Raw genomic sequence first — 18028 nt, forward strand, 5'->3', positions numbered from 1 at the left:
GGGTTGGCTAGAACAGATTGCTCACCCCTTCGACCAACATGGAGATGAACATGACGAGGATGGGAATCACCAGTGCCAACCCCAGTAGCCTTTCGACGGGATCTTGCGCAAGTCCTCGCCAGCACTGTCCGCCGCGAACCGCTGCCGTTCTCTTTCCAACTCATCGCGTATCCGCAAGTGGCGTCCGAAGGCGGGCCAGGCGCTAAATGCCTCGACAACGATGGGTTTGTCGCCTCCGTTCAGCGTGAGATGCAGCCCGAGATAGTGGTTCCATGCGACGCTCGTGATCTGACCCCAGGGAATCCCGTACGTGCAGTGGGTGTTGCGGACAAACAGAGCACGTGGGCTCCGGCGCACGCTCGGCAGTATCTGCCGCAGTGCGGCGTAAACGACCATCGCGGAAAGTCCGAGAATGATGGACAAGTACCAGAAATCCGTGCGCCCCGTGTGCAGGAGCGTGTAAGCGGCAAAGGTCAGGTGTCCTGCGATGAAAACTACTCCGAAGGCCTGCCTGTCCCGCCAGCGCTGCATCGTCAACCGTCTTTCCCACTCAGTCAGGTATCTCCCCGCCGCCCTGCACCAGGTCGGCGGGGAGACGCTATCCGGTACGTCCGGTCGGTTACTACAGCTGCAAGCCGCTGAACTGCACTGTGGCCCGGAAGCCTCTCCGCTCCCGAGCCGGTCGCCTTGGCGCCTGACCGTCCGGCCTGCCCGAGCATGCCTGTGCCCTGTGACTCTTCCCGGAGCCTCAGGGCACAGCAATAAGGCAACGACTCAGCCCATCCGGTTGGCGGCGAACCCTACGAACGTGACCCACGCACCCGAGCCAACGGTCAGTCCGGGGCGAGCGGTGTCCTTGGAGTCCCGCACGTGAACATCATGCTGGCCGGAACCGGGGCGGCGGCGTCCCCGCCACTGCCCGGCTCGGTGAGCCGTACGACCGCCGCTCCGGGATGGTCGAAGAAGAAGGTGCGCGTGGCGATGCGTCCTCGTCCGAGCGGTACCCGGCGGCGGACGAGGTAGCCGGCCGTCTCCAGTTCGTTCAGTGCGTTGCCGATCGTCGTCTCTCCTTCCGGGAAGCGCAGGGTGAGTGCCTTGACGGTGACGGAGGTGCCGTCCGGCAGGGACTGGATGTGCACGCCGATGCCGATCGCCGTGGCGGAGAGGGAGGTGTGCTGGGCGAGGTGGTTGCCGACGACCGTGTAGCGCTCGGTGTGGCGGTGGCGTACATGGAGGACTCCGGCACAAGCTGCCCCCGCTGGACGGCACGGCGGAGAAGACACGACACGCTGGAGAAAGTCCGCGCAGCTCTCTTGCTCCAGCCCGAGCCGCCTGGATTACTGATCAGGCGGCCCGACCGAATGATCGGTCGACCGTTTCCGTGGTGTGTACGGTGGCATGAGGGCGGCGAGGGAGACTCCCATGGCGGATGCGACGAAGTTGCTGGACGCGGGGGAACGGCTCGGGCCCGATGAGCTGCGCGTCCTCCAGTTGGAGCGGCTGCGCGCCACCCTGCGGCACGCTTACGCCGACGTGCCGCACTACCGCCGGTCCTTCGACGCGGCGGGCGTCCACCCCGACGACTGCCGCTCCCTCGACGACCTCGCCCGCTTCCCGTTCACCACCAAGGCGGACCTGCGCGAGAACTATCCGTACGGGATGTTCGCCGTGCCGCGCGAGCAGATCCGACGTATCCACGCCTCCAGCGGCACCACCGGCCGCCCGACCGTGGTCGGCTACACCGAGGGCGACCTCTCGGTGTGGGCGGACCTCGTCGCCCGCTCCCTGCGCGCGGCGGGCGCCCGGTCCGGTGACACCGTGCACATCGGGTACGGCTACGGCCTCTTCACCGGCGGGCTCGGCGCCCACTACGGCGCCGAGCGGCTCGGCTGTACGGTCGTCCCCGCGTCCGGCGGTATGACCGCCCGGCAGGTGCTGCTGATCCAGGATCTACGGCCCGACATCATCATGGTGACGCCGACCTACATGCTCACCCTCCTCGACGAGTTCGAGCGCCAGGGCATCGATCCGCGCGGGACCTCGCTCCGGGTCGGGGTGTTCGGGGCGGAGCCCTGGACCGAGGAGATGCGGCGGGAGATCGAAGAGCGGTTCGCCCTCGACGCGGTCGACATATACGGGCTGTCGGAGATGATGGGGCCGGGGGTGGCCCAGGAGTGTGTGGAGACCAAGGATGGTCTCCATATCTTTGAGGACCACTTCCTGCCGGAGGTCGTCGATCCGTTCACCGGGGAGGTGCTGCCCGAGGGTGAGGAGGGGGAGCTGGTGTTCACCTCGCTCACCAAGGAGGCGATGCCGGTGGTGCGGTACCGGACGCGGGATCTCACGCGGTTGCTGCCGGGGACGGCTCGGCCGGCGTTCCGGCGGATGGCGAAGGTGACGGGGCGCAGTGACGACATGGTGATTCTGCGGGGGGTGAATCTATTTCCTACGCAGATCGAGGAGATCGTCCTGCGCACGCCGGGGGTTTCTCCGCATTTTCAGCTGCGCTTGGCTCGGGAGGGGCGGATGGATTCGTTGACTGTCGTCGCGGAGGCGCGGCCGGGGGTGGGGGAGGACGTGCGGGCGGCTGCTGCACGGGCGATTGCCTGTGCCGTCAAGGACGTGATCGGGGTGACGGTTTCCGTCGAGATTGTCGAGCCGGAGTCGCTGGAGCGGTCGCTTGGGAAGCTGCGGCGGATTCGGGATCTGCGGTAGGGGTGGACGGGACCACCGCCCTCTCCCTCACCCAGGTAGCCGCAGGCCAGCCACGGCAGCGGCAATCGGCGAGTTCACGGGGTCGACGGCCTCCCGGCCTACCTGATCGCGGTGGAGGCGGGAGCGGTGGCGATTCCCCGATTCCCCCGCTACGACGCATCGTTCCTCCTGGCGGCACCGGGAGTGGCGGAGGAGATGGGGGAGTTGTGGCGGGAGGCAGCACGGCAGTCGCTGCCGATCCGGCAGCGCACCTCGCCCATCTCCTCCTGCCAGGATGCCTAGTACGCCTCCGTCTCGGCGTTCCACCGGTGGCTGGCGCGCTTGGTCACGTCCTGGATGTCCTGGACGAACAACTGGAACAGCAACTGGGTGGCCTCGGCATTCGAGCCGACGCTGAGGCTGAAGTCCCCGATGTCCTCAAGCTTCATGCCGACGTACCCGGTGAGACTTCCCTCGTTGCCGGAGGCCGTGGCGAACTGACGGTTCTGCTCCCCGTAGATCTTCCGAAGGGCCGCGGGTGCCCCCGTGTTGCCGGCCAGCGCCATGTAATCGGGGCTGAACAGCAGTTCGTGCGCGCCCTTCTTGAGCGTGAACTCCAGCACGCGGACCTCCGGACCGCCGACGACCCTGCCGTTTGCGGCCCTCGGCGCCGTCGCGTAGTGCTGCGCGTGGTTGCGCTCGTAGTAGTCGTACGCCTGGTCCCAGTCGCCGAGGTGCTTCTTGACCGGCATGGCGCCGACGGCGGACCCCGGCTGCGCCTTGGCCGCGTGGTACCTCTCCGTGATCCCCGCCGGTGCGCCCCGGTTCTCGCGCAGCCAGGCCTCGGTGCCCTCCTTCTTGCCGGCCCCCCGCCACTCGAGGATCGCGTCGGCCTCCTCGTTGGTCATGGTCCGGAACACCCGCAGTTCCTTCTGCCCGGCCCTCTCGCCCTGCGCCGCCAGTTCCGTGAGGAGCTGGTTGGCCACGTCCCTGAGGATCACGGTGAGGGTCCGGCCGCCTCCCGGGGGATTGGGGTTCACCGCCGGACGGTCCCCGGCCTCCTGCTCCCAGTGGCGGTTGGTCCACACGTCCTGGACGTTCTCGGGGGTCCCGACCCGTTGCACGGTCCCCTCGCGGACGCTGCGCTGCGTCGACACCGCCTCCGTCCCGGGCTTAGCCGCCGAGGTGGCCGTGCCCCGGCCAGACAGCGCGCGGTGCGCGTTCCTCTCGGCCTCGCGCTCGAAGCGGTCGGTGGGATCGGAGACCCGCAGCCCGTCACCGTGGTCGGTGCCGGCCACGGGGCCCTGGCGCTGCTGGATGACGTGGGTGAGTTCGTGGGCGAGGGTGTGCCGGTCGCCCCCGCCATCGCCGATGACGACATGGTTGCCGGAGGTGTAGGCGCGGGCCCCGATCTCGGCGGCCGAGCGCCGGGCGGCGGCGTCGTCGTGGACCCGGACGTCGGAGAAGTCCGCGCCCAGACGGGACTCCATGTCCGTACGGGTGGCCTCGTCCAGCGACCGCCCGGCGGAACCCAGCACGCCGGGCACGGTGGAACGCTGCACCGGGGCCTGCACGCCGGGGTGCCCGGCCCGGCGGAGCATCTGCACGGCAGCGGCGTTGCCCGCGCCGCGCTGTACGGCGCGCAGTGCCATGGGCGCGCGCGGGTCCGCGACGGGCGCGGCCGACGCCACGTCCGCCCGGCGCGCCGGAGGACTGGCCTTCGCCTCGTCGGACGACGTGCCGTTTTCTCGTGTACGCATGCGGACCGGGCCTCTCGGGGGCGGATCGGGTGTCCGCTCCTGGATACCGCGCCCGGCGTGCCGCGGTGAAGGGGGATCCGGGCAGAGTCACCTGATCGTTCGGGCAACCCACCCGCACCGCCGTGACGGGTACGGCGCGTATGGGGACCGGCACCTGGACTGCGGTGCCGCCCGGCCCCAAGCCGAACCCTGGCGTAGGCAGGCTGCTCCGCGTGGCCGTCCGCGAGGTGCTGTGGAGGTACTCAACCACCGAGTGCGACCACCCGGGTTGCTCGCCCGTGCGATCTGCGCGGTCAGAAGCGGGACTTGCTCACCCGAACGAGGACGGAACGACAACAGACACCTCGACAACTACATCGGCCTGCGGAACAGCCCCGAGCATGCCCGTTGATCATGCCGTCGCACCGGGAAACTCCAAGATCCCCGACAGAGTCAAGCTTTGGGGCGCGTGTTGGAGGGCCGGGGGTCATACCGCTCGGGAGCGGGCTTTCCAGTACGGGTCTCTCAAGTGGCGTTTGTAGAGCTTGCCGTTGGGGTCCCTCGGCATCTCCGTGACGAAGTCGATCGTCCTCGGGCGTTTATAAGCCGCCAGGTGGGTGGCGCAGTGGGTCAGGAGGGTCCGGGCCAGGGGCTCGCCGGGGGTCTGGCCCTCTGTCGGTTCCACCACCGCCTTCACCTCCTCGCCCCAGTCGTCGTGCGGGATGCCGAAGACCGCGGCGTCGGCCACCGCCGGGTGGGACAGGAGGACCGACTCGATCTCGGCGGGGTAGATGTTGACGCCGCCCGAGATGATCATGTCGATCTTGCGGTCGCAGAGGAAGAGGTAGCCGTCCTCGTCCAGGTAGCCGAGGTCGCCGACCGTGAAGTAGTCGCCGATGCGGTTCTTCTTCGTCTTGGCCTCGTCCTTGTGGTAGGCGAAGCCGCCGGTGTTCATCTTCAGGTAGACGGTGCCGAGTTCACCTGGCGGGAGTTGGTTGCCGTCCTCGTCGAAGATCGCGAGTTCACTGATGGGCCAGGCCTTGCCCACCGTGCCGGGCTTCTTCAGCCAGTCGGCCGCGGTGGCGAAGGCTCCGCCGCCCTCGCTCGCGGCGTAGTACTCCTCGACACACGGCCCCCACCAGTCGATCATCGCCCGTTTCACATGGTCGGGGCAGGGCGCGGCGCCGTGGATGGCGTGCCGCATGGACGAGACGTCGTAGCGGGTCCGGACCTCCTCGGGGAGTGCCAGGAGGCGGTGGAACTGGGTGGGGACCATGTGGGTGTGGGTGCAGTGGTGGGTGTCGATCAGGCGGAGCATCTCCTGGGGGGTCCATTTGTCCATCAGCACCAGCGGGTGGCCTATGTGCAGGGCTGCGCCCGCGAATTGGAGCACGGCCGTGTGGTAGAGCGGCGAGCAGACCAGGTGGACGTTGCCGTCGAACGGCTTGATGCCGAAGATGCCGAGGAAGCCGCCCAGGTACGCCTCCTCGGGCTGCTTGCCGGGCAGCGGGCGGCGGATGCCGCGGGGGCGGCCCGTGGTGCCCGAGGTGTAGTTCATGACCCAGCCGAGGGTGCGTTCGGCAGGCGGTGACTCCGGTTGTCCGGCCAGGAGTTCGGGGTACGGGCGGAAGCCCTCTGCGGTGCCGACCGCATACCGGTGGCTGGTCGGCAGTCCGGCCTCGTCGGCGGCGGCGCGGGCCGCGTCCGCGAACCGTTCGTGCGTGATCAGGAGCTTGGCGCCGGAGTCGGCGACGATCCACGCGATCTCCGGGCCGACAAAGTGGTGGTTGACGGGGACGAGGTAGAACCCGGCCTGGCTGGCGGCGAGATACGCGGTGAGGAACTCCACGCCGTTGGGGAGGACGACGGCGAGCGCGTCGCCGCGTTCCAGGCCCGCGGCACGCAGGGCGTGGACCAGGCGGTTCGCGTCCGCGTGCAGTCGGCCAGCGGTCCATTGCGTGCCGTCGGGGGCGACCAGGACGCCGCGGTCGGGGTCGGCGCCGGCCTGGGCCCAGAATCCGGTGGGGGGCGTGGTCACGGGCGGCCGCTCCTTCCGGCAATGCGGTCGAGGCGCGCGACGGCCTTCTCGAAGCCTCGGGTGAGGTCGTCGAAGATCGCCTGGACGCTGCGTTCGCTGTTCATCCGGCCGACGATCTGCCCGACCGGTGTGCCGAGCAGCGGCTCGATCTCGTACTTCTGGATGCGGGAGACGGCCTCGGCGACCAGCAGGCCTTGCAGCGGCATGGGGAGAGTGCCGGGTCCGTCCGGGTCGTCCCAGGCGTCGGTCCATTCGGTACGGAGCTGACGTGCGGGTTTCCCGGTAAGGGCGCGGGAGCGGACCGTGTCGCCGGAGCCCGCGGCGAGGAGTTTGCGGGTGAGGCCGGGCGAGTGCATCTCGGCCTCGGTGGTGGTGAGCCACACCGAGCCCAGCCACGCGCCCTGGGCGCCGAGGGCGAGCGCGGCGGCGACCTGCTCACCGCCGCCGATGCCGCCCGCGGCCAGTACGGGCAGCGGGGCGACGGCCTCGACGACCTCGGGGGTGAGCACCATGGAGGCGATGTCACCGGTGTGGCCGCCGGCCTCGTAGCCCTGGGCCACGATGATGTCGATGCCCGCCTCCTGGTGCTTGATCGCGTGCCGTGCGCTGCCCGCGAGGGCGGCGACCCGGATGCCCTGCCCATGGGCGCGGTCGACGACGTCGGGCGGCGGGGAGCCGAGGGCGCTTGCCAGTAGCCGGATCGGGTGCTCGAAGGCGACGTCGAGCTGGGTGCGGGCGACCTGTTCCATCCACCCGGTGATCCGCCACCCGGACGCCTCGCCCTCCGCCAGTTCGGGGACGCCGTACTTGGCGAGGGTGTCGGCGACGAACTGCCGGTGCTGCTCGGGGATCATCGCCTCGACGTCAGCCTCGGTGACGCCCTCGACCTTCCGGGCCGGCATGACGACGTCGAGGCCGTAGGGGCGGCCGTCGGTGTGTGTGTCGAGCCAGTCGAGGTCGCGCTGGAGGTCGTCCGGTGCGGTGTAGCGGACCGCGCCGAGCACCCCGAAGCCGCCCGCCCGGCTGATGGCCGCGGCGACGGCGGGGAACGGCGTGAAGCCGAAGAGGGCGTGCTCGATGCCAAGGGAATCGCTCAGCTCCGTCTGCATGGGCGCAGGATGCCGCAGTCCTCCGGACGACGGAAGGCCTTTTCTGATGCACCGTCAGATTTTCTGGGCCACACGCCAGTACCGATCATCCGCACGCCAAGTGCCGGCCATCACCCCTCCACGCCCGCCTCCAGCACCGCCATCGCCGCGTTGTGCCCCGGCACCCCGCTCACCCCTCCCCCGCGCACCGCGCCCGCCCCGCACAGCAGCACATTGGGGTGCCGGGTCTCCACGCCCCAACGGCCGGTGCCTTCCTGGGCGTACGGCCAGGAGAGCGCGCGGTGGAAGATGTTGCCGCCGGGCAGCCCGAGGTCGCGTTCCAGGTCGAGCGGGGTCCTCGCCTCGATACAGGGGCGGCCGTCGGCGTCGGTGGCGAGGCAGTCGGCCAGCGGTTCGGCAAGGTGGGCGTCGAGCTGGGCCAGGGTGGCGGCGAGCAGTTCCTCGCGCACGGCGTCGTTGTCGCGGGCGAACAGGCGTGCGGGGGTGTGCAGTCCGAACAGGGTGAGCGTCTGCCAGCCGCGCTCGGCGAGTGACGGGGCGAGGATCGTCGGGTCGGTCAGGGAGTGGCAGTAGATCTCGGAGGGCGGGGCGGCGGGCAGGGTGCCGGAGGCCGCCTGGGCGTGTGCGGCGGCCAACTGCTCGTAGCCCTCGGCGATATGGAAGGTCCCGGCGAACGCCTCGCGCGAATCGACTGCGGTGTCGCGCAGCCGGGGCAGCCGGGTGAGCAGCATGTTCACCTTGAGCTGGGCGCCCTCGGCGGGTTCGGGCGGCTCGTCGCCGGTGAGGGCGGCCAGCTCCCGGGGCGAGGCGCCCACCAGCACGTGACGGGCGGCAGCGACGCCCTCGCCGTCGGAGGTGCGGTAGGTGACCTCGGCCCGCCGCCCGTCGGTGTCGACACGGACGGCCTCGTGCCCCGTGAGGATCGTGGCGCCCGCAGCGCGGGCCGCGTCCGCGAGGGCGTCGGTCAGGGCGCCCATGCCGCCGACCGGGACGTCCCAGGCGCCGGTGCCGCCACCGATGACGTGGTAGAGGAAGCAGCGGTTCTGCGGCAGGCCAGGGTCGTGGGCGTCGGCGAAGGTGCCGATGAGGGCGTCGGTGAGGATGACGCCCCGCACCAGGTCGTCGGTGAACTCCGCCTCCACGGCGACTCCGATCGGCTCCTCGAACAGCGCCCGCCAGGCCTCCGGGTCGTCGACGCGGCGGCGCAACTCCTCGCGGCTGGGCAGGGGTTCGGTGAGGGTCGGGAACACCCGCCGGGCGACGCGGCCGGTCATGCCGTAGAACCGCTGCCAGGCCCTGTACTCCCGGTCGGAGCCGGTCAGCCGGGCGAAGGCCTCCCGGGTGCGCCGCTCGCCGCCGCCGACCAGCAGCCCGGTGGGGCGTCCCGCACGTTTGACGGGGGTGTACGACGACACGGTCCGCGTTCGCAGCCGGACGTCGAGCCCGAGGTCCCGCACGATCTTCTGCGGCAGCAGGCTGACGAGGTACGAGTAGCGCGACAGCCGGGCGTCGACCCCGGCGAAGGGCCGCGTGGACACGGCCGCTCCCCCGGTGCGGCCGAGCCGCTCCAGCACCAGCACGGACCGCCCGGCGCGGGCCAGATAGGCGGCGGCGACCAGGCCGTTGTGTCCTCCGCCCACGATGACGACGTCGTGGCTGCGGGGTCCGTGGATAGGGGGTACCTGAGCTGCCTCGGGTGCGGTCATGGGTTCTTGGTAACACGGGCCGATCTACGGCGGCCAGAAGGCGACGGCGGGCACACGAGCGGCCCGGCTCAGTCTCGAGTGCCTCGCGACAACCCGGACTGGATCATTGAGCGGCGTCGCAAGCGCACCTGCGTCTCCGCCATCACGGCCGACGTGGAAGGCTCCGCCCATCCGCCACGGGGGTAAGGACGGGCGGAGCGGGGGCCCGGCCCCACCGACGACTTGCGGGACACCGACAGGGCCGGGCGTTCACGGTGCGACCCTCACCCTGCGGTCGCCTGGGGGTGCTTCAGCCGGAGGCCCGCGCCAGCACCACAGCAAGGACCGGGCCCGTCACGAGGGACACGTACATGAGAAGACCCAGCAGCGCCTTCACGCGGCATGCCCCGCCCGCACGTGGCAGCGGCAGCCGCAGCGGGGCACCAGCACGATGCCGTTGGAGTGCGGCAACGGGATGTCCCGGGTCTGGCGGCAAGCGGCGTGGAGGCCACCATAGCCAGGCTGCGAGGCCAGCGCGCACTCCGCTGACAGAACCGGCGGGGCCGCCCGGGCGCGCGGGGCGGACGGCCTGCTCACGAGCCGCCGCCCAGCCGCTCGTACTTGTCACACAGGTCGACCAGGACGCGTGCCATACGCCGGGCGTGGGCAGCAGCCCCGCCGGTCCTCGTGCTCGGCTCGCTCTCCATCCGGCTGCGCGCCTCCCACACACACCCCAGCGCCGTGTAGCGCGGGATGCTCCCCTTCTGGAGCTTGCGCGCCGCCGTCTCAACCTCCGGGACGAGAAGGGCCAGGTGCCCGCGGATCGTGCCGGTCAGCACATCCAGCTCCCGGACGGCGGGCGGCAGGATGTCGGGGGCCTCGTGCGGCCGCAGCAGCAGTTGCGCCGTCTCCCTCATCACCGTCAGGTCCAGCGGATGGACGGCGCTGTCGTGTCCGGTCACCGCGCTCACCGCACGACCAGCCCGGCCCGACAGCGCGGGCACTCACAGGGCGGGTTCACGGAGATCATCGGCGGCAGGTCCTGGGCGTACGGGACGTTCACCGTGCCGCGGTCCTCCTTCACCGCGCCGGTACGGTCCACGGTGTATACGCGCATCGTCATTTTCGAGCCCGGTGGGCACGGCGGATTCTCGGGGGCTGTAGCGTTCATTGTGTTGACGCTCCTTTCAGCGTTGGCCACGCCCCGGGGCCGTTCGCGCGGTTGCCGGGGTCTTGCTTGCTGACTCAGAGTGCCGACTGAAAAGCACTGTGGCGTTGACGGAGGTGTCAACGCCACAGTGCTTGACGGGTGTTCACAGATGTGCTACACGCCGCACCACAGGGCGTACTGCCGGAGTTCTTCGCTGGCGCGCGGGCGCGCTCGGAGCAGCGTGGCCACGGTCTCGTGAACTGAGTGGTGGTAGCGGGTCAGCTGCGCGGACGCAGACCGGGCGGCCTGGAGCGACTTCATGGCTTGCTCCTGCTGAGCCGTCCATGTCTGGGCGTTGGCCTTGTCGATCCAGAAGTGCGCTGCACGGGTAGGGGGATAGTCGTCGGGCAACTGCACCTCTGCGGCCACGGACAGGGCTTGGTCGTAGTCGTTCTGGTCGCTGGCCGCAGAGATCTCGTGAAGGCGGACGTTCAGCGGTCCGAAGGCGAGGGCGTAGTCACGGGTTTCGCCAGTCTGCGTGGCGAGTTCGCCGGCCTCGCTGATCCAGTCGGCGGCGCCGCTCTCATTGCCGTTGCGCGCCGACAGGGTCGCGGCTCGCAGTTGGAGCGTGCCGCGCACGGCCCGAGTGGGCCGCGTACCGTCGTCGTCCAGCTCTCGCAGCGCGTGCTTCATGAGCGACACGCCCCGGTCGAGGCGTGAGCTGTCCGCGGCCATCTGCGCGCGCTCGTACCGCTCGATGGCAACCTGCCGGGGGTCACCTGACTGGGGTGCGGCCACGGCCATCCGGGCGAGGGCGAGCCGCGCCAAGTCCATGTATCCGATCCGGTAAGCCACAATCGCCGCTGTACGAGAGATCTCGGCCTGTGCCGCATGAGCGCGTTCGCGGTCGGTCCCGGGTGCTGCGTGAAGCTGCGTGCTGAGCGCAAGTTCGGAGATCAGCCCGGGGAGGTCGGCGGCGATCTCAGTGAACTGGGCTTTGATGCGCAGCTCGCGAAGACGGCGCACATCCTGCTCAAGGACTTCCAGCGGGCGCGGCGGCGGCGCGTCGTCCGGCGGCAGGTCCCAGTCATCGAAAGCGGCACTGATGGGCTCCAGCAATGCGTCCAGCTGTTCCCCCTGAAGGGTCTGGATGAACGGCTGGCCTCGGAGGACGGACACCTTCACGGCGAGGGCCCGTGCGACGGAGGCGAGGACGGATTCGCTCGCCGCGCGGTCGCCATTCTCGATGCGGGATAGGAGGCTCGGCGAGACGTGTGCGCGCCGGCCGAGTTCGGACAGCGAGTAGTCGCGGATGGCTCGGAATTCTCGGATACGTGCCCCGATGCGGTCTGGGGTCTCAAAGGCGGTGTCGGGCATACTGGCCCCTTCGAGTCTCGACACCTCGAAGGTACCCCCGATGACCTCGGGGGAAGGGCGTTTGGCCCCCATCTCCCACGATGGGGGGCGTTCTGGCCGACCATGTTCGTGACGGCCAGCAGGAAGAGGTCGCCCTTCGCGTCCCGGACGTACGCGGCGCCGCCTTCGTGGGTGCTGGTGTGCTCACCGGTCGTGGTGACCGGGACGCGCGCGGCGGGGCGCGAAGTGCGGGCGTTGAAGCGGGACATGAGAATGCCTCCTCTGCTGGGGCTGGAGGAGGCGGTCAGCGTGAGGGTGCCCGAGATCAGTTCGGCGACGGTACGAGGATGCTGGGCCGCTGCACCACAGTCCGGCCGAAGCCGGGCCGCCGGGATTCGAACCCGGGTCCCCTGTTGTAGAGACAGGAAGAATCCGTTGCCTGCGCACCGGGCACCCCGGCGCTTGTGCCTCCCGAGATCAAGGCGGCGGCGGTGGGATTCCGTTTGCAGTGGAAGGAAGTAACCGCGGCCTGCACACCGGGAGGTGCGTCTGAAGTTGTGGGTCCAGAGGTCAAGTCGGCGACGGCACATAGCGCTCTACCAATTGAGCTACACCGGCCGAAGCCGACGACAGGACTCGAACCTGCAACCACTCGATTAACAGTCGAATTGACATCCTCTCCCCCCTGAAGGGGGGAGATTCCCGCCTACCGCGCCGTTGAAGGCTGCGGTGTCGGGTGGGTTCCTGCTTCGTCGCGCGGTGCCGGAACACGTTCCGGTCTTACCTGCGCTCCACAGGCTGGCACGGCCAGTCCGGCCGCCCTGGCGACGTTGACCGCCGCGTTGTCGTCCCGGTCCAGGACCGCCCCGCAGGCCCCGCATGTCCAGACGCGGACGTGGAGGGGCTTGGGGCCGTCCTTGACGCCGCATTGCGAGCACACCTGCGAGGTGGGCTCGAAGCGGCCGATCTTCACGAAGGTGCGCCCGTACCGGGCGGCCTTGTATTCCAGCATGCCCACGAACGCCGACCATCCGGCGTCGTGGACGGACTTGGCCAGGCGCGTGCGGGCGAGTCCCTTCACCGCCAGGTCCTCCACGGCGACCGCTTGGTTCTCGCGGATCAGCCTCGTGGAGAGCTGGTGGTGGAACTCGCGGCGCGCGTCCGCGACACGGGCGTGTGCCCGTGCGACGCGGACCCTGGCCTTCTCCCGGTTGCGGGAGCCCTTCTCCTTGCGGGACAGGGCGCGCTGCGTCTTCTTCAGACGCTTCCCGGCCCGGCGCAGGAAGCGCGGGCTGTCGACCTTCGTCCCGTCCGACAGAACCGCGAAGTGCCCCAGCCCGAGATCGATGCCCAGCTCCGGCGTTGTCTCCGGCAGCACCTCGGACGGTCCGGTCTCTACGACGAAGCTCGCGAAGTACCTGCCCGCCGAGTCCTTGACCACGGTCACCGTGGACGGCGTGGAGGGCAGCGTCCGGGACCAGTTCACCTTGAGGTCGCCGATCTTCGGCAGGCGCAGCTTCCCGCCCGGCGTGATCGACCAGCGGGCGTTCGCGGTGAACCGGACGGCCTGCCGGGTGTCCTTGCGCGACTTGTACCGGGGCGCGCCCATGCGCGGGCGCTTGCCCTTCAGGCCGTCGAAGAAGTTCCGGTATGCCGTGTCCAGGTCGCGGAGGGACTGCTGGAGGACGACGGCGGAGACCTCGCCGAGCCACGCTCGCTCCGGAGTGTTCTTCGCCTCGGTGATCAGCGACTTGGACAGGTCGCCGGTCTTCGGGAACGGCATGCCCTCGCTGCGGGCGGTCTCCCGGGCCCTGAGGGCGTCGTTGTAGACCACCCGCGCACACCCGAACGCCCGCGCCAACGCCGTGCGCTGACTGGCACCCGGGTACAGGCGAAAGCTGTACCGAAGCTGCACACGGATCATGGTACCCAGTTGGTCTATGGGTATCGATGAGAACGTTCGTACAGGCCGTCACTGTGTCTTCCGCATGCATGTCCACTTGGTTTTCGTGACGAAGTACCGGCACTCCGTCTTCACCGACCGGCATCTGACGCGCTGCGAGGAGATCATGCGTGCCGTGTGTGAGGACTTCGAGGCCGAGCTGGTCGAGTTCAACGGCGAGACCAGCCACGTCCACCTGCTCGTGAACTTCCCGCCGAAGGTCGCCGTCTCCAGGCTGGTGAACTCCCTCAAGGGCGTGTCCTCGCGCAGACTCCGCCAGGAGTTCCCCGACCTCGTCCGCCACTACTGGCGGGCACAGAGCCTGTGGTCCGGCTCGTACTTCGCCGGATCGGCCGGCGGTGCGCCGCTCAGCATCGTGAAGCAGTACATCGAGCAGCAGAACCGGCCGCTCCGACCCGGGCTGACGTGAACAGTGCGGACCCGTGCACAGCTGAGGTCAGAGCAGTTCTCAGATCCGCTTCACCACCGGGCTGAAGCCCGGTGCACCACGAATAGACCAGGTAGCCGTTGCCTGCGCACCTGGGCACCTGGGCACCTGGGCACCTGGGCACCTGGGCACCTGGGCACGCCCAACCCTAGGTCGCGGTGCGCGCGTCTCCAACTCGATTTCCTTCAAGGTACGAAAACCGCCTCCGGTGAACGCCACTTGGGCGTTCACCGGAGGCGGTGAGGTCAGCTGTACTGACGGTGCTGCGGGTCCAGAGCGAGTGTCGCCGAGCGCCCCCGCTCACCGCCTGGGTAACCCGGGTAGCCCGCGCAGGCCGGACAGCCCGGGTCCGTGCGGCGTCGGTCTGGACCCCGGCCCGAGGCGGGCCATGGCGCGGACGATGTGCTGCGGGGGCAGTCGCCAGCGCAGCCGGGTGGGGATCGCGCGCAGCAGGGCACCGGTGCGGCGCAGGCGCCGGGTGACGACGGCCGGGGCGGGGGCGGGTCTGCCGTAGAGCTCATGGGCGTACGGCGGCAGGGAGGCGTAGGCCAGTCCCGCCACCTGCCGCCACAGCAGTTCGCGGGCCGGGACGAGGAGGGGGTGTATCGGCGGGTGGCGCAGGAAGTCGTCGACCTCGCGTGCCTCGGGTCCGGCGGCGAGTTCGGGGCGTACCCGCTCGAAGTAGGCGGCCATCTCGGTCCGGGAGGCGGGTGCGGCGCCGGGGTCGAGGCCCACCAGGCGGGCGCTGACCCGGTGTTCGGCGATGTACCGGTCGGCCTGTGCGTCGGTGAGGCGGAAGCCGGAGCGGCGGGCGACTTGGAGATAGGAGTCGATCTCGGCGCAGTGCACCCACAGCAGCAGTTCGGGCTCGTCGACCCCGTACCGTTCGCCGGTGTCCGGGTCGGTGGCGCCGAGCATGCTGTGGATCTTCCGGACCCGGGCTCCGGCGCGTTCGGCGGCCTCGGTGGTGCCGTAGGTGGTGGTGCCGACGAAGTTCGCGGTGCGCAGCAGGCGGCCCCAGGCGTCCTGGCGGAAGTCCGAGTTCTGCATCACTCCGCGCACCGCGCGCGGGTGCAGTGCCTGGAGGTAGAGGGCGCGGATGCCGGCGACCCACATGATCGGGTCGCTATGAACCTGCCAGGTCACGGACTCCGGTCCGAACAGCCCGGGATCACCGGTCTGCAAGGCTGTCATACGAGCAGGCTAGCGCCGTACCCGGGGCATCCCCAGGCCGATCCAGGAGATGATCTCCCGCTGGATCTCGTTGTTGCCGCCGCCGAAGGTGAAGATCACCGCCGAGCGGTAGCCGCGTTCCAGTTCGCCGTGCAGGACGGCGCCCGCGGAGCCCTCCTGGAGTGGGGCCGCGGCGGCGACGATCTCCATGAGCCAGGCGTAGGCGTCCCGGCGTGCCTCGGAACCGTAGACCTTGACGGCGGAGGCGTCCTGCGGGGTGAGGGTGCCGTCCTGGACGGCGCCGACCATCCGCCAGTTGAGCAGTCTGAGGGCGTCGAGGCGGGTGTGGGTCTGGGCGAGGCAGCGGCGTACCCAGGGCAGGTCGACGACTCGGCGGCCGTCGGCGAGCTTGGTCTCCATCGCCCAGTGCTGTACGTCGCGCAGGGCGCGGATCGCCATGGTGCCGTGTGCGGCGAGGGTGACGCGCTCGTGGTTGAGCTGGTTGGTGATCAGCCGCCAGCCCTGGTTCTCCGCGCCGACCCGGTGGGAGACGGGGACGCGGACGTTCTCGTAGTAGCTGGCGGTGGTGTCGTGGGAGGCGAGGGTGGTGATGAGGGTGCAGGAGTAGCCGGGGTCGGTGGTCGGCACCAGGAGCATGGTGATGCCCTTGTGTGGCGGGGCGTCGGGGTCGGTGCGCACGGCGAGCCACACCCAGTCGGCGGTGTCGCCGTTGGTGGTCCAGATCTTCTGCCCGTTGACGACGTACTCGTCGCCCTCCCGGATCGCGCGCGTGGTGAGGGAGGCGAGGTCGGTGCCCGCGCCGGGCTCGCTGTAGCCGATGGCGAAGTCGATCTCGCCGGAGAGGATCCGGGGCAGGAACCAGGCCTTCTGCTCGTCGGTGCCGTACTGCATGATCGTCGGGCCGACGGTGTTGAGCGCCATCAGGGGCAGCGGGACTCCGGCCTGGGCGGCCTCGTCGAAGAAGACGAACTGCTCCGTCGCGGTCAGTCCGCGTCCGCCGTACTCCTTGGGCCAGCCCACGCCGAGCCAGCCGTCGGTGCCGAGGCGGCGGATGGTCGCGCGGTAGAAGCGCTTCTGCGCGCCGGGCTCCGTGTGCTCGGCGTGCGAGCCGGGTGGCACCAACTCCGCGAAGTAGGCGCGCAGTTCCGCGCGCAGCCGGTGCTGCTCGGGTGTGTGGTCGAGATGCACGGCGCCTCCAGGCGAACCAGGGCGGTCCTGTCGGCGCACACGGTAGAACGTGTTTCAGAAATTGGGAATGGCGGGGCGGGCAGGAACGGGGGCGGGGAGGCGGGGATCGGGCACAGGGAAGGGCCCCCGGCGTACCGGGGGCCCTTCCTGGAGGGGAGCATGGTCGTGGGTGTGGTGGGTGTGGTGAGTGTGGCGGATGCGGTGGGTTCGGCGGTCTCGTGGGTCAGTGCGGTACGGCGGCTGTGGTCCGGTCGGGGCTGTCCGCGACGGCCTGCTGCGCGGGCCGGGGCGCGAGGAGCCGTTCCGCCAACTCCCCGAAGACCAGCCCGAAGGCGGTCCACAGGGTGGCCTGGACGGCGAGTGCCGCCAGCCGGAACTGCCAGAGCAGGGTGGCCGAGAAGTCCTTGGGGACCTCATTGACGGACGGCAGGAACACATAGGCCAGGGTGACGGCCAGGACGAGGAACGCGCCCGCTGCGACGGTGGCGTTCCAGTTGCCCAGCCGCGGCGCGAGGCGATTGCCGAGGATCACGGTGGCGACGGCCAGCAGCACGCTGAGCGCCACCATCAGGAAGTAGAGCGTGGTGCGCCGGGCGATGGTGTCGGCCTCGCCGACGGAGGGCGGGTTGGCGGGGTATTTGAGGAACGGCACGACGTACACCGCGATCAGTCCGGCGGCCGCCAGGAGCAGCGCGCTCGCGCGCGGCCCGAAGCGGCCGATCCGGCCGAGCGCGAAGCAGTACGCGAGGGCGGCGATACCGCCGAACGCCACGCCGTAGACGAGTACACCGGTGGTCAGACCCGCGGTGGACTGCATCGTACGGCTGACGGCTTCCACGCCGTGTTCGTGCGCGTGGGCATGCGCCTCCTCGTAGGCGATGGCCGAGTCGACACGCGGCTCACCGAGGAAGTAGGCGACGACGAGGGCGAGCAGGCCCGCGGCGAGACCCGCGAGCATGCCACGCACCAGGAGGTTGCGGACAGTTGCCGAGTTCATGGGCTGCCGGGTCTCCGGACCGCCGTCAGTGGCAGGGGAAACCGAGCAGATGGCGGGCGTCGTGCACCCACTCGTGGACGTTGTCTCCGGACATCACGGAAGTGGCGCCCTGTTCGGCGCCGACGAAGTAGAGCAGGACCAGCATCAGGATGCCGAAGAAGACCGCCCAGGGGACGATCGCGCCGATCGGCAGCTTCGCGGGCACGGCGGTGGGCGTAGCGGTCGGCTGGACAGCGGACTGCGCCATGGCAGGACCTCCTGGGGAACTCGCGTCCCGTCTCGGTGGTGCAGGAGACGACGGCAGGGGGTCTGACTCGCCCGGATCGCACACGGGGTGCGGACCGGGCATACAGTGGCGCGACCGTGCCGGAATCTCACCGGCTTCCAACCGAACCGTCGTCGTATCGAACGAGACCGTACCGCGAAGTGCGGAAGGGGCCAAGACCGCACGGAGTGGACGCGGGCGCGGCGACCGGGGGTTTCCCTCC

Annotated in this window: 18 protein-coding genes and 1 riboswitch; of the genes, 3 read left to right on the plus strand and 15 right to left on the minus strand. The window is 70.0% G+C overall.

The window, feature by feature from the left end; genetic code table 11:
• Positions 1-66 precede the first annotated feature (66 nt).
• From ACSYGN_RS39235 to ACSYGN_RS39245, 3 genes are all read right to left on the minus strand, one after another.
• On the minus strand, positions 67-537 hold the full coding sequence (locus ACSYGN_RS39235; protein WP_460405277.1) for a hypothetical protein: 471 nt from the start codon (positions 535-537) through the stop codon (positions 67-69).
• Between the two features lie 237 nt (positions 538-774).
• Entirely contained in the window at positions 775-870 is a 96-nt protein-coding gene (locus ACSYGN_RS39240; RefSeq protein WP_460405279.1) for a DUF397 domain-containing protein, read from the minus strand.
• Positions 834-1283: a hypothetical protein gene (locus ACSYGN_RS39245; RefSeq protein WP_460405281.1), complete on the minus strand. Its 450-nt coding sequence runs from the start codon at positions 1281-1283 to the stop codon at positions 834-836. Before ACSYGN_RS39245 ends, ACSYGN_RS39240 begins: the two co-directional genes overlap by 37 nt.
• A 139-nt stretch (positions 1284-1422) precedes the next feature.
• On the opposite strand from ACSYGN_RS39245, the gene paaK reads away from it, so the two are divergent.
• Together paaK and ACSYGN_RS39255 are read left to right on the plus strand one after the other, a co-directional pair.
• Positions 1423-2715, plus strand: coding sequence for a phenylacetate--CoA ligase PaaK (gene paaK / locus ACSYGN_RS39250; protein WP_460405283.1), 1293 nt, complete (start codon positions 1423-1425; stop codon positions 2713-2715).
• Between the two features lie 126 nt (positions 2716-2841).
• The gene (locus ACSYGN_RS39255; protein WP_460405285.1) at positions 2842-2997 is read left to right on the plus strand and encodes a hypothetical protein; all 156 of its coding nucleotides are present in this window, start codon (positions 2842-2844) and stop codon (positions 2995-2997) included.
• Here the strand turns inward: ACSYGN_RS39255 and ACSYGN_RS39260 are convergent.
• The 8 genes from ACSYGN_RS39260 to ACSYGN_RS39295 all read right to left on the minus strand — a co-directional run bounded on the left by ACSYGN_RS39260 (position 2994) and on the right by ACSYGN_RS39295 (position 13686).
• Complete coding sequence (locus ACSYGN_RS39260; protein ID WP_460405287.1) at positions 2994-4454, minus strand: eCIS core domain-containing protein; 1461 nt, start codon at positions 4452-4454, stop codon at positions 2994-2996. The two genes, ACSYGN_RS39255 and ACSYGN_RS39260, sit on opposite strands and share 4 nt — an antisense overlap.
• A 466-nt stretch (positions 4455-4920) precedes the next feature.
• Positions 4921-6471, minus strand: coding sequence for an acyl-CoA synthetase (locus ACSYGN_RS39265; RefSeq protein ID WP_460405289.1), 1551 nt, complete (start codon positions 6469-6471; stop codon positions 4921-4923).
• The gene (locus ACSYGN_RS39270) at positions 6468-7580 is read right to left on the minus strand and encodes an NAD(P)H-dependent flavin oxidoreductase (RefSeq protein ID WP_460405291.1); all 1113 of its coding nucleotides are present in this window, start codon (positions 7578-7580) and stop codon (positions 6468-6470) included. Before ACSYGN_RS39270 ends, ACSYGN_RS39265 begins: the two co-directional genes overlap by 4 nt.
• A 110-nt stretch (positions 7581-7690) precedes the next feature.
• The gene (locus ACSYGN_RS39275; RefSeq protein ID WP_460405293.1) at positions 7691-9286 is read right to left on the minus strand and encodes a phytoene desaturase family protein; all 1596 of its coding nucleotides are present in this window, start codon (positions 9284-9286) and stop codon (positions 7691-7693) included.
• 572 nt (positions 9287-9858) lie between these two features.
• Positions 9859-10227, minus strand: a complete 369-nt coding sequence (locus ACSYGN_RS39280; RefSeq protein WP_460405295.1) for a DUF6415 family natural product biosynthesis protein — start codon at positions 10225-10227, stop codon at positions 9859-9861.
• A gap of 5 nt (positions 10228-10232) precedes the next feature.
• Complete coding sequence (locus tag ACSYGN_RS39285; protein ID WP_460405297.1) at positions 10233-10382, minus strand: hypothetical protein; 150 nt, start codon at positions 10380-10382, stop codon at positions 10233-10235.
• Between the two features lie 207 nt (positions 10383-10589).
• Complete coding sequence (locus tag ACSYGN_RS39290) at positions 10590-11792, minus strand: helix-turn-helix domain-containing protein (RefSeq protein WP_460405299.1); 1203 nt, start codon at positions 11790-11792, stop codon at positions 10590-10592.
• A 685-nt stretch (positions 11793-12477) separates the two neighbouring features.
• Positions 12478-13686, minus strand: a complete 1209-nt coding sequence (locus tag ACSYGN_RS39295) for an RNA-guided endonuclease InsQ/TnpB family protein (RefSeq protein ID WP_460405301.1) — start codon at positions 13684-13686, stop codon at positions 12478-12480.
• Positions 13687-13711: 25 nt separating this feature from the next.
• On the opposite strand from ACSYGN_RS39295, the gene tnpA reads away from it, so the two are divergent.
• Positions 13712-14143 (plus strand): IS200/IS605 family transposase, encoded by a 432-nt coding sequence (gene tnpA, locus ACSYGN_RS39300; RefSeq protein ID WP_460405303.1) that lies wholly within the window; start codon positions 13712-13714, stop codon positions 14141-14143.
• A gap of 318 nt (positions 14144-14461) precedes the next feature.
• Here tnpA and ACSYGN_RS39305 read toward each other — a convergent pair whose 3' ends face one another.
• The 4 genes from ACSYGN_RS39305 to ACSYGN_RS39320 form a co-directional block, all read right to left on the minus strand.
• The gene (locus ACSYGN_RS39305; RefSeq protein ID WP_460405305.1) at positions 14462-15355 is read right to left on the minus strand and encodes an oxygenase MpaB family protein; all 894 of its coding nucleotides are present in this window, start codon (positions 15353-15355) and stop codon (positions 14462-14464) included.
• A gap of 9 nt (positions 15356-15364) precedes the next feature.
• Complete coding sequence (locus ACSYGN_RS39310) at positions 15365-16543, minus strand: acyl-CoA dehydrogenase family protein (RefSeq protein ID WP_460405307.1); 1179 nt, start codon at positions 16541-16543, stop codon at positions 15365-15367.
• Positions 16544-16766: 223 nt separating this feature from the next.
• Positions 16767-17540, minus strand: a complete 774-nt coding sequence (locus ACSYGN_RS39315) for a CbtA family protein (RefSeq protein WP_460405309.1) — start codon at positions 17538-17540, stop codon at positions 16767-16769.
• A 25-nt stretch (positions 17541-17565) separates the two neighbouring features.
• Positions 17566-17787: a CbtB domain-containing protein gene (locus ACSYGN_RS39320; RefSeq protein WP_460405311.1), complete on the minus strand. Its 222-nt coding sequence runs from the start codon at positions 17785-17787 to the stop codon at positions 17566-17568.
• Between the two features lie 35 nt (positions 17788-17822).
• A riboswitch (cobalamin riboswitch) is annotated at positions 17823-17953 on the minus strand.
• Positions 17954-18028: the final 75 nt, after the last annotated feature.

The sequence above is a fragment of the Streptomyces sp. YIM S03343 genome (assembly GCF_054729195.1).

Excerpts from the sequence above, each read along its gene's own strand:
- ACSYGN_RS39315 (WP_460405309.1), bottom strand. The coding sequence starts at position 17,540 with ATGAACTCGGCAACTGTCCGCAACCTCCTGGTGCGTGGCATGCTCGCG.
- ACSYGN_RS39260 (WP_460405287.1), bottom strand. The coding sequence starts at position 4,454 with ATGCGTACACGAGAAAACGGCACGTCGTCCGACGAGGCGAAGGCCAGT.
- ACSYGN_RS39275 (WP_460405293.1), bottom strand. The coding sequence starts at position 9,286 with ATGACCGCACCCGAGGCAGCTCAGGTACCCCCTATCCACGGACCCCGC.
- tnpA (WP_460405303.1), top strand. The coding sequence starts at position 13,712 with ATGGGTATCGATGAGAACGTTCGTACAGGCCGTCACTGTGTCTTCCGC.
- ACSYGN_RS39305 (WP_460405305.1), bottom strand. The coding sequence starts at position 15,355 with ATGACAGCCTTGCAGACCGGTGATCCCGGGCTGTTCGGACCGGAGTCC.
- ACSYGN_RS39285 (WP_460405297.1), bottom strand. The coding sequence starts at position 10,382 with ATGCGCGTATACACCGTGGACCGTACCGGCGCGGTGAAGGAGGACCGC.
- ACSYGN_RS39290 (WP_460405299.1), bottom strand. The coding sequence starts at position 11,792 with ATGCCCGACACCGCCTTTGAGACCCCAGACCGCATCGGGGCACGTATC.
- ACSYGN_RS39270 (WP_460405291.1), bottom strand. The coding sequence starts at position 7,580 with ATGCAGACGGAGCTGAGCGATTCCCTTGGCATCGAGCACGCCCTCTTC.
- paaK (WP_460405283.1), top strand. The coding sequence starts at position 1,423 with ATGGCGGATGCGACGAAGTTGCTGGACGCGGGGGAACGGCTCGGGCCC.
- ACSYGN_RS39320 (WP_460405311.1), bottom strand. The coding sequence starts at position 17,787 with ATGGCGCAGTCCGCTGTCCAGCCGACCGCTACGCCCACCGCCGTGCCC.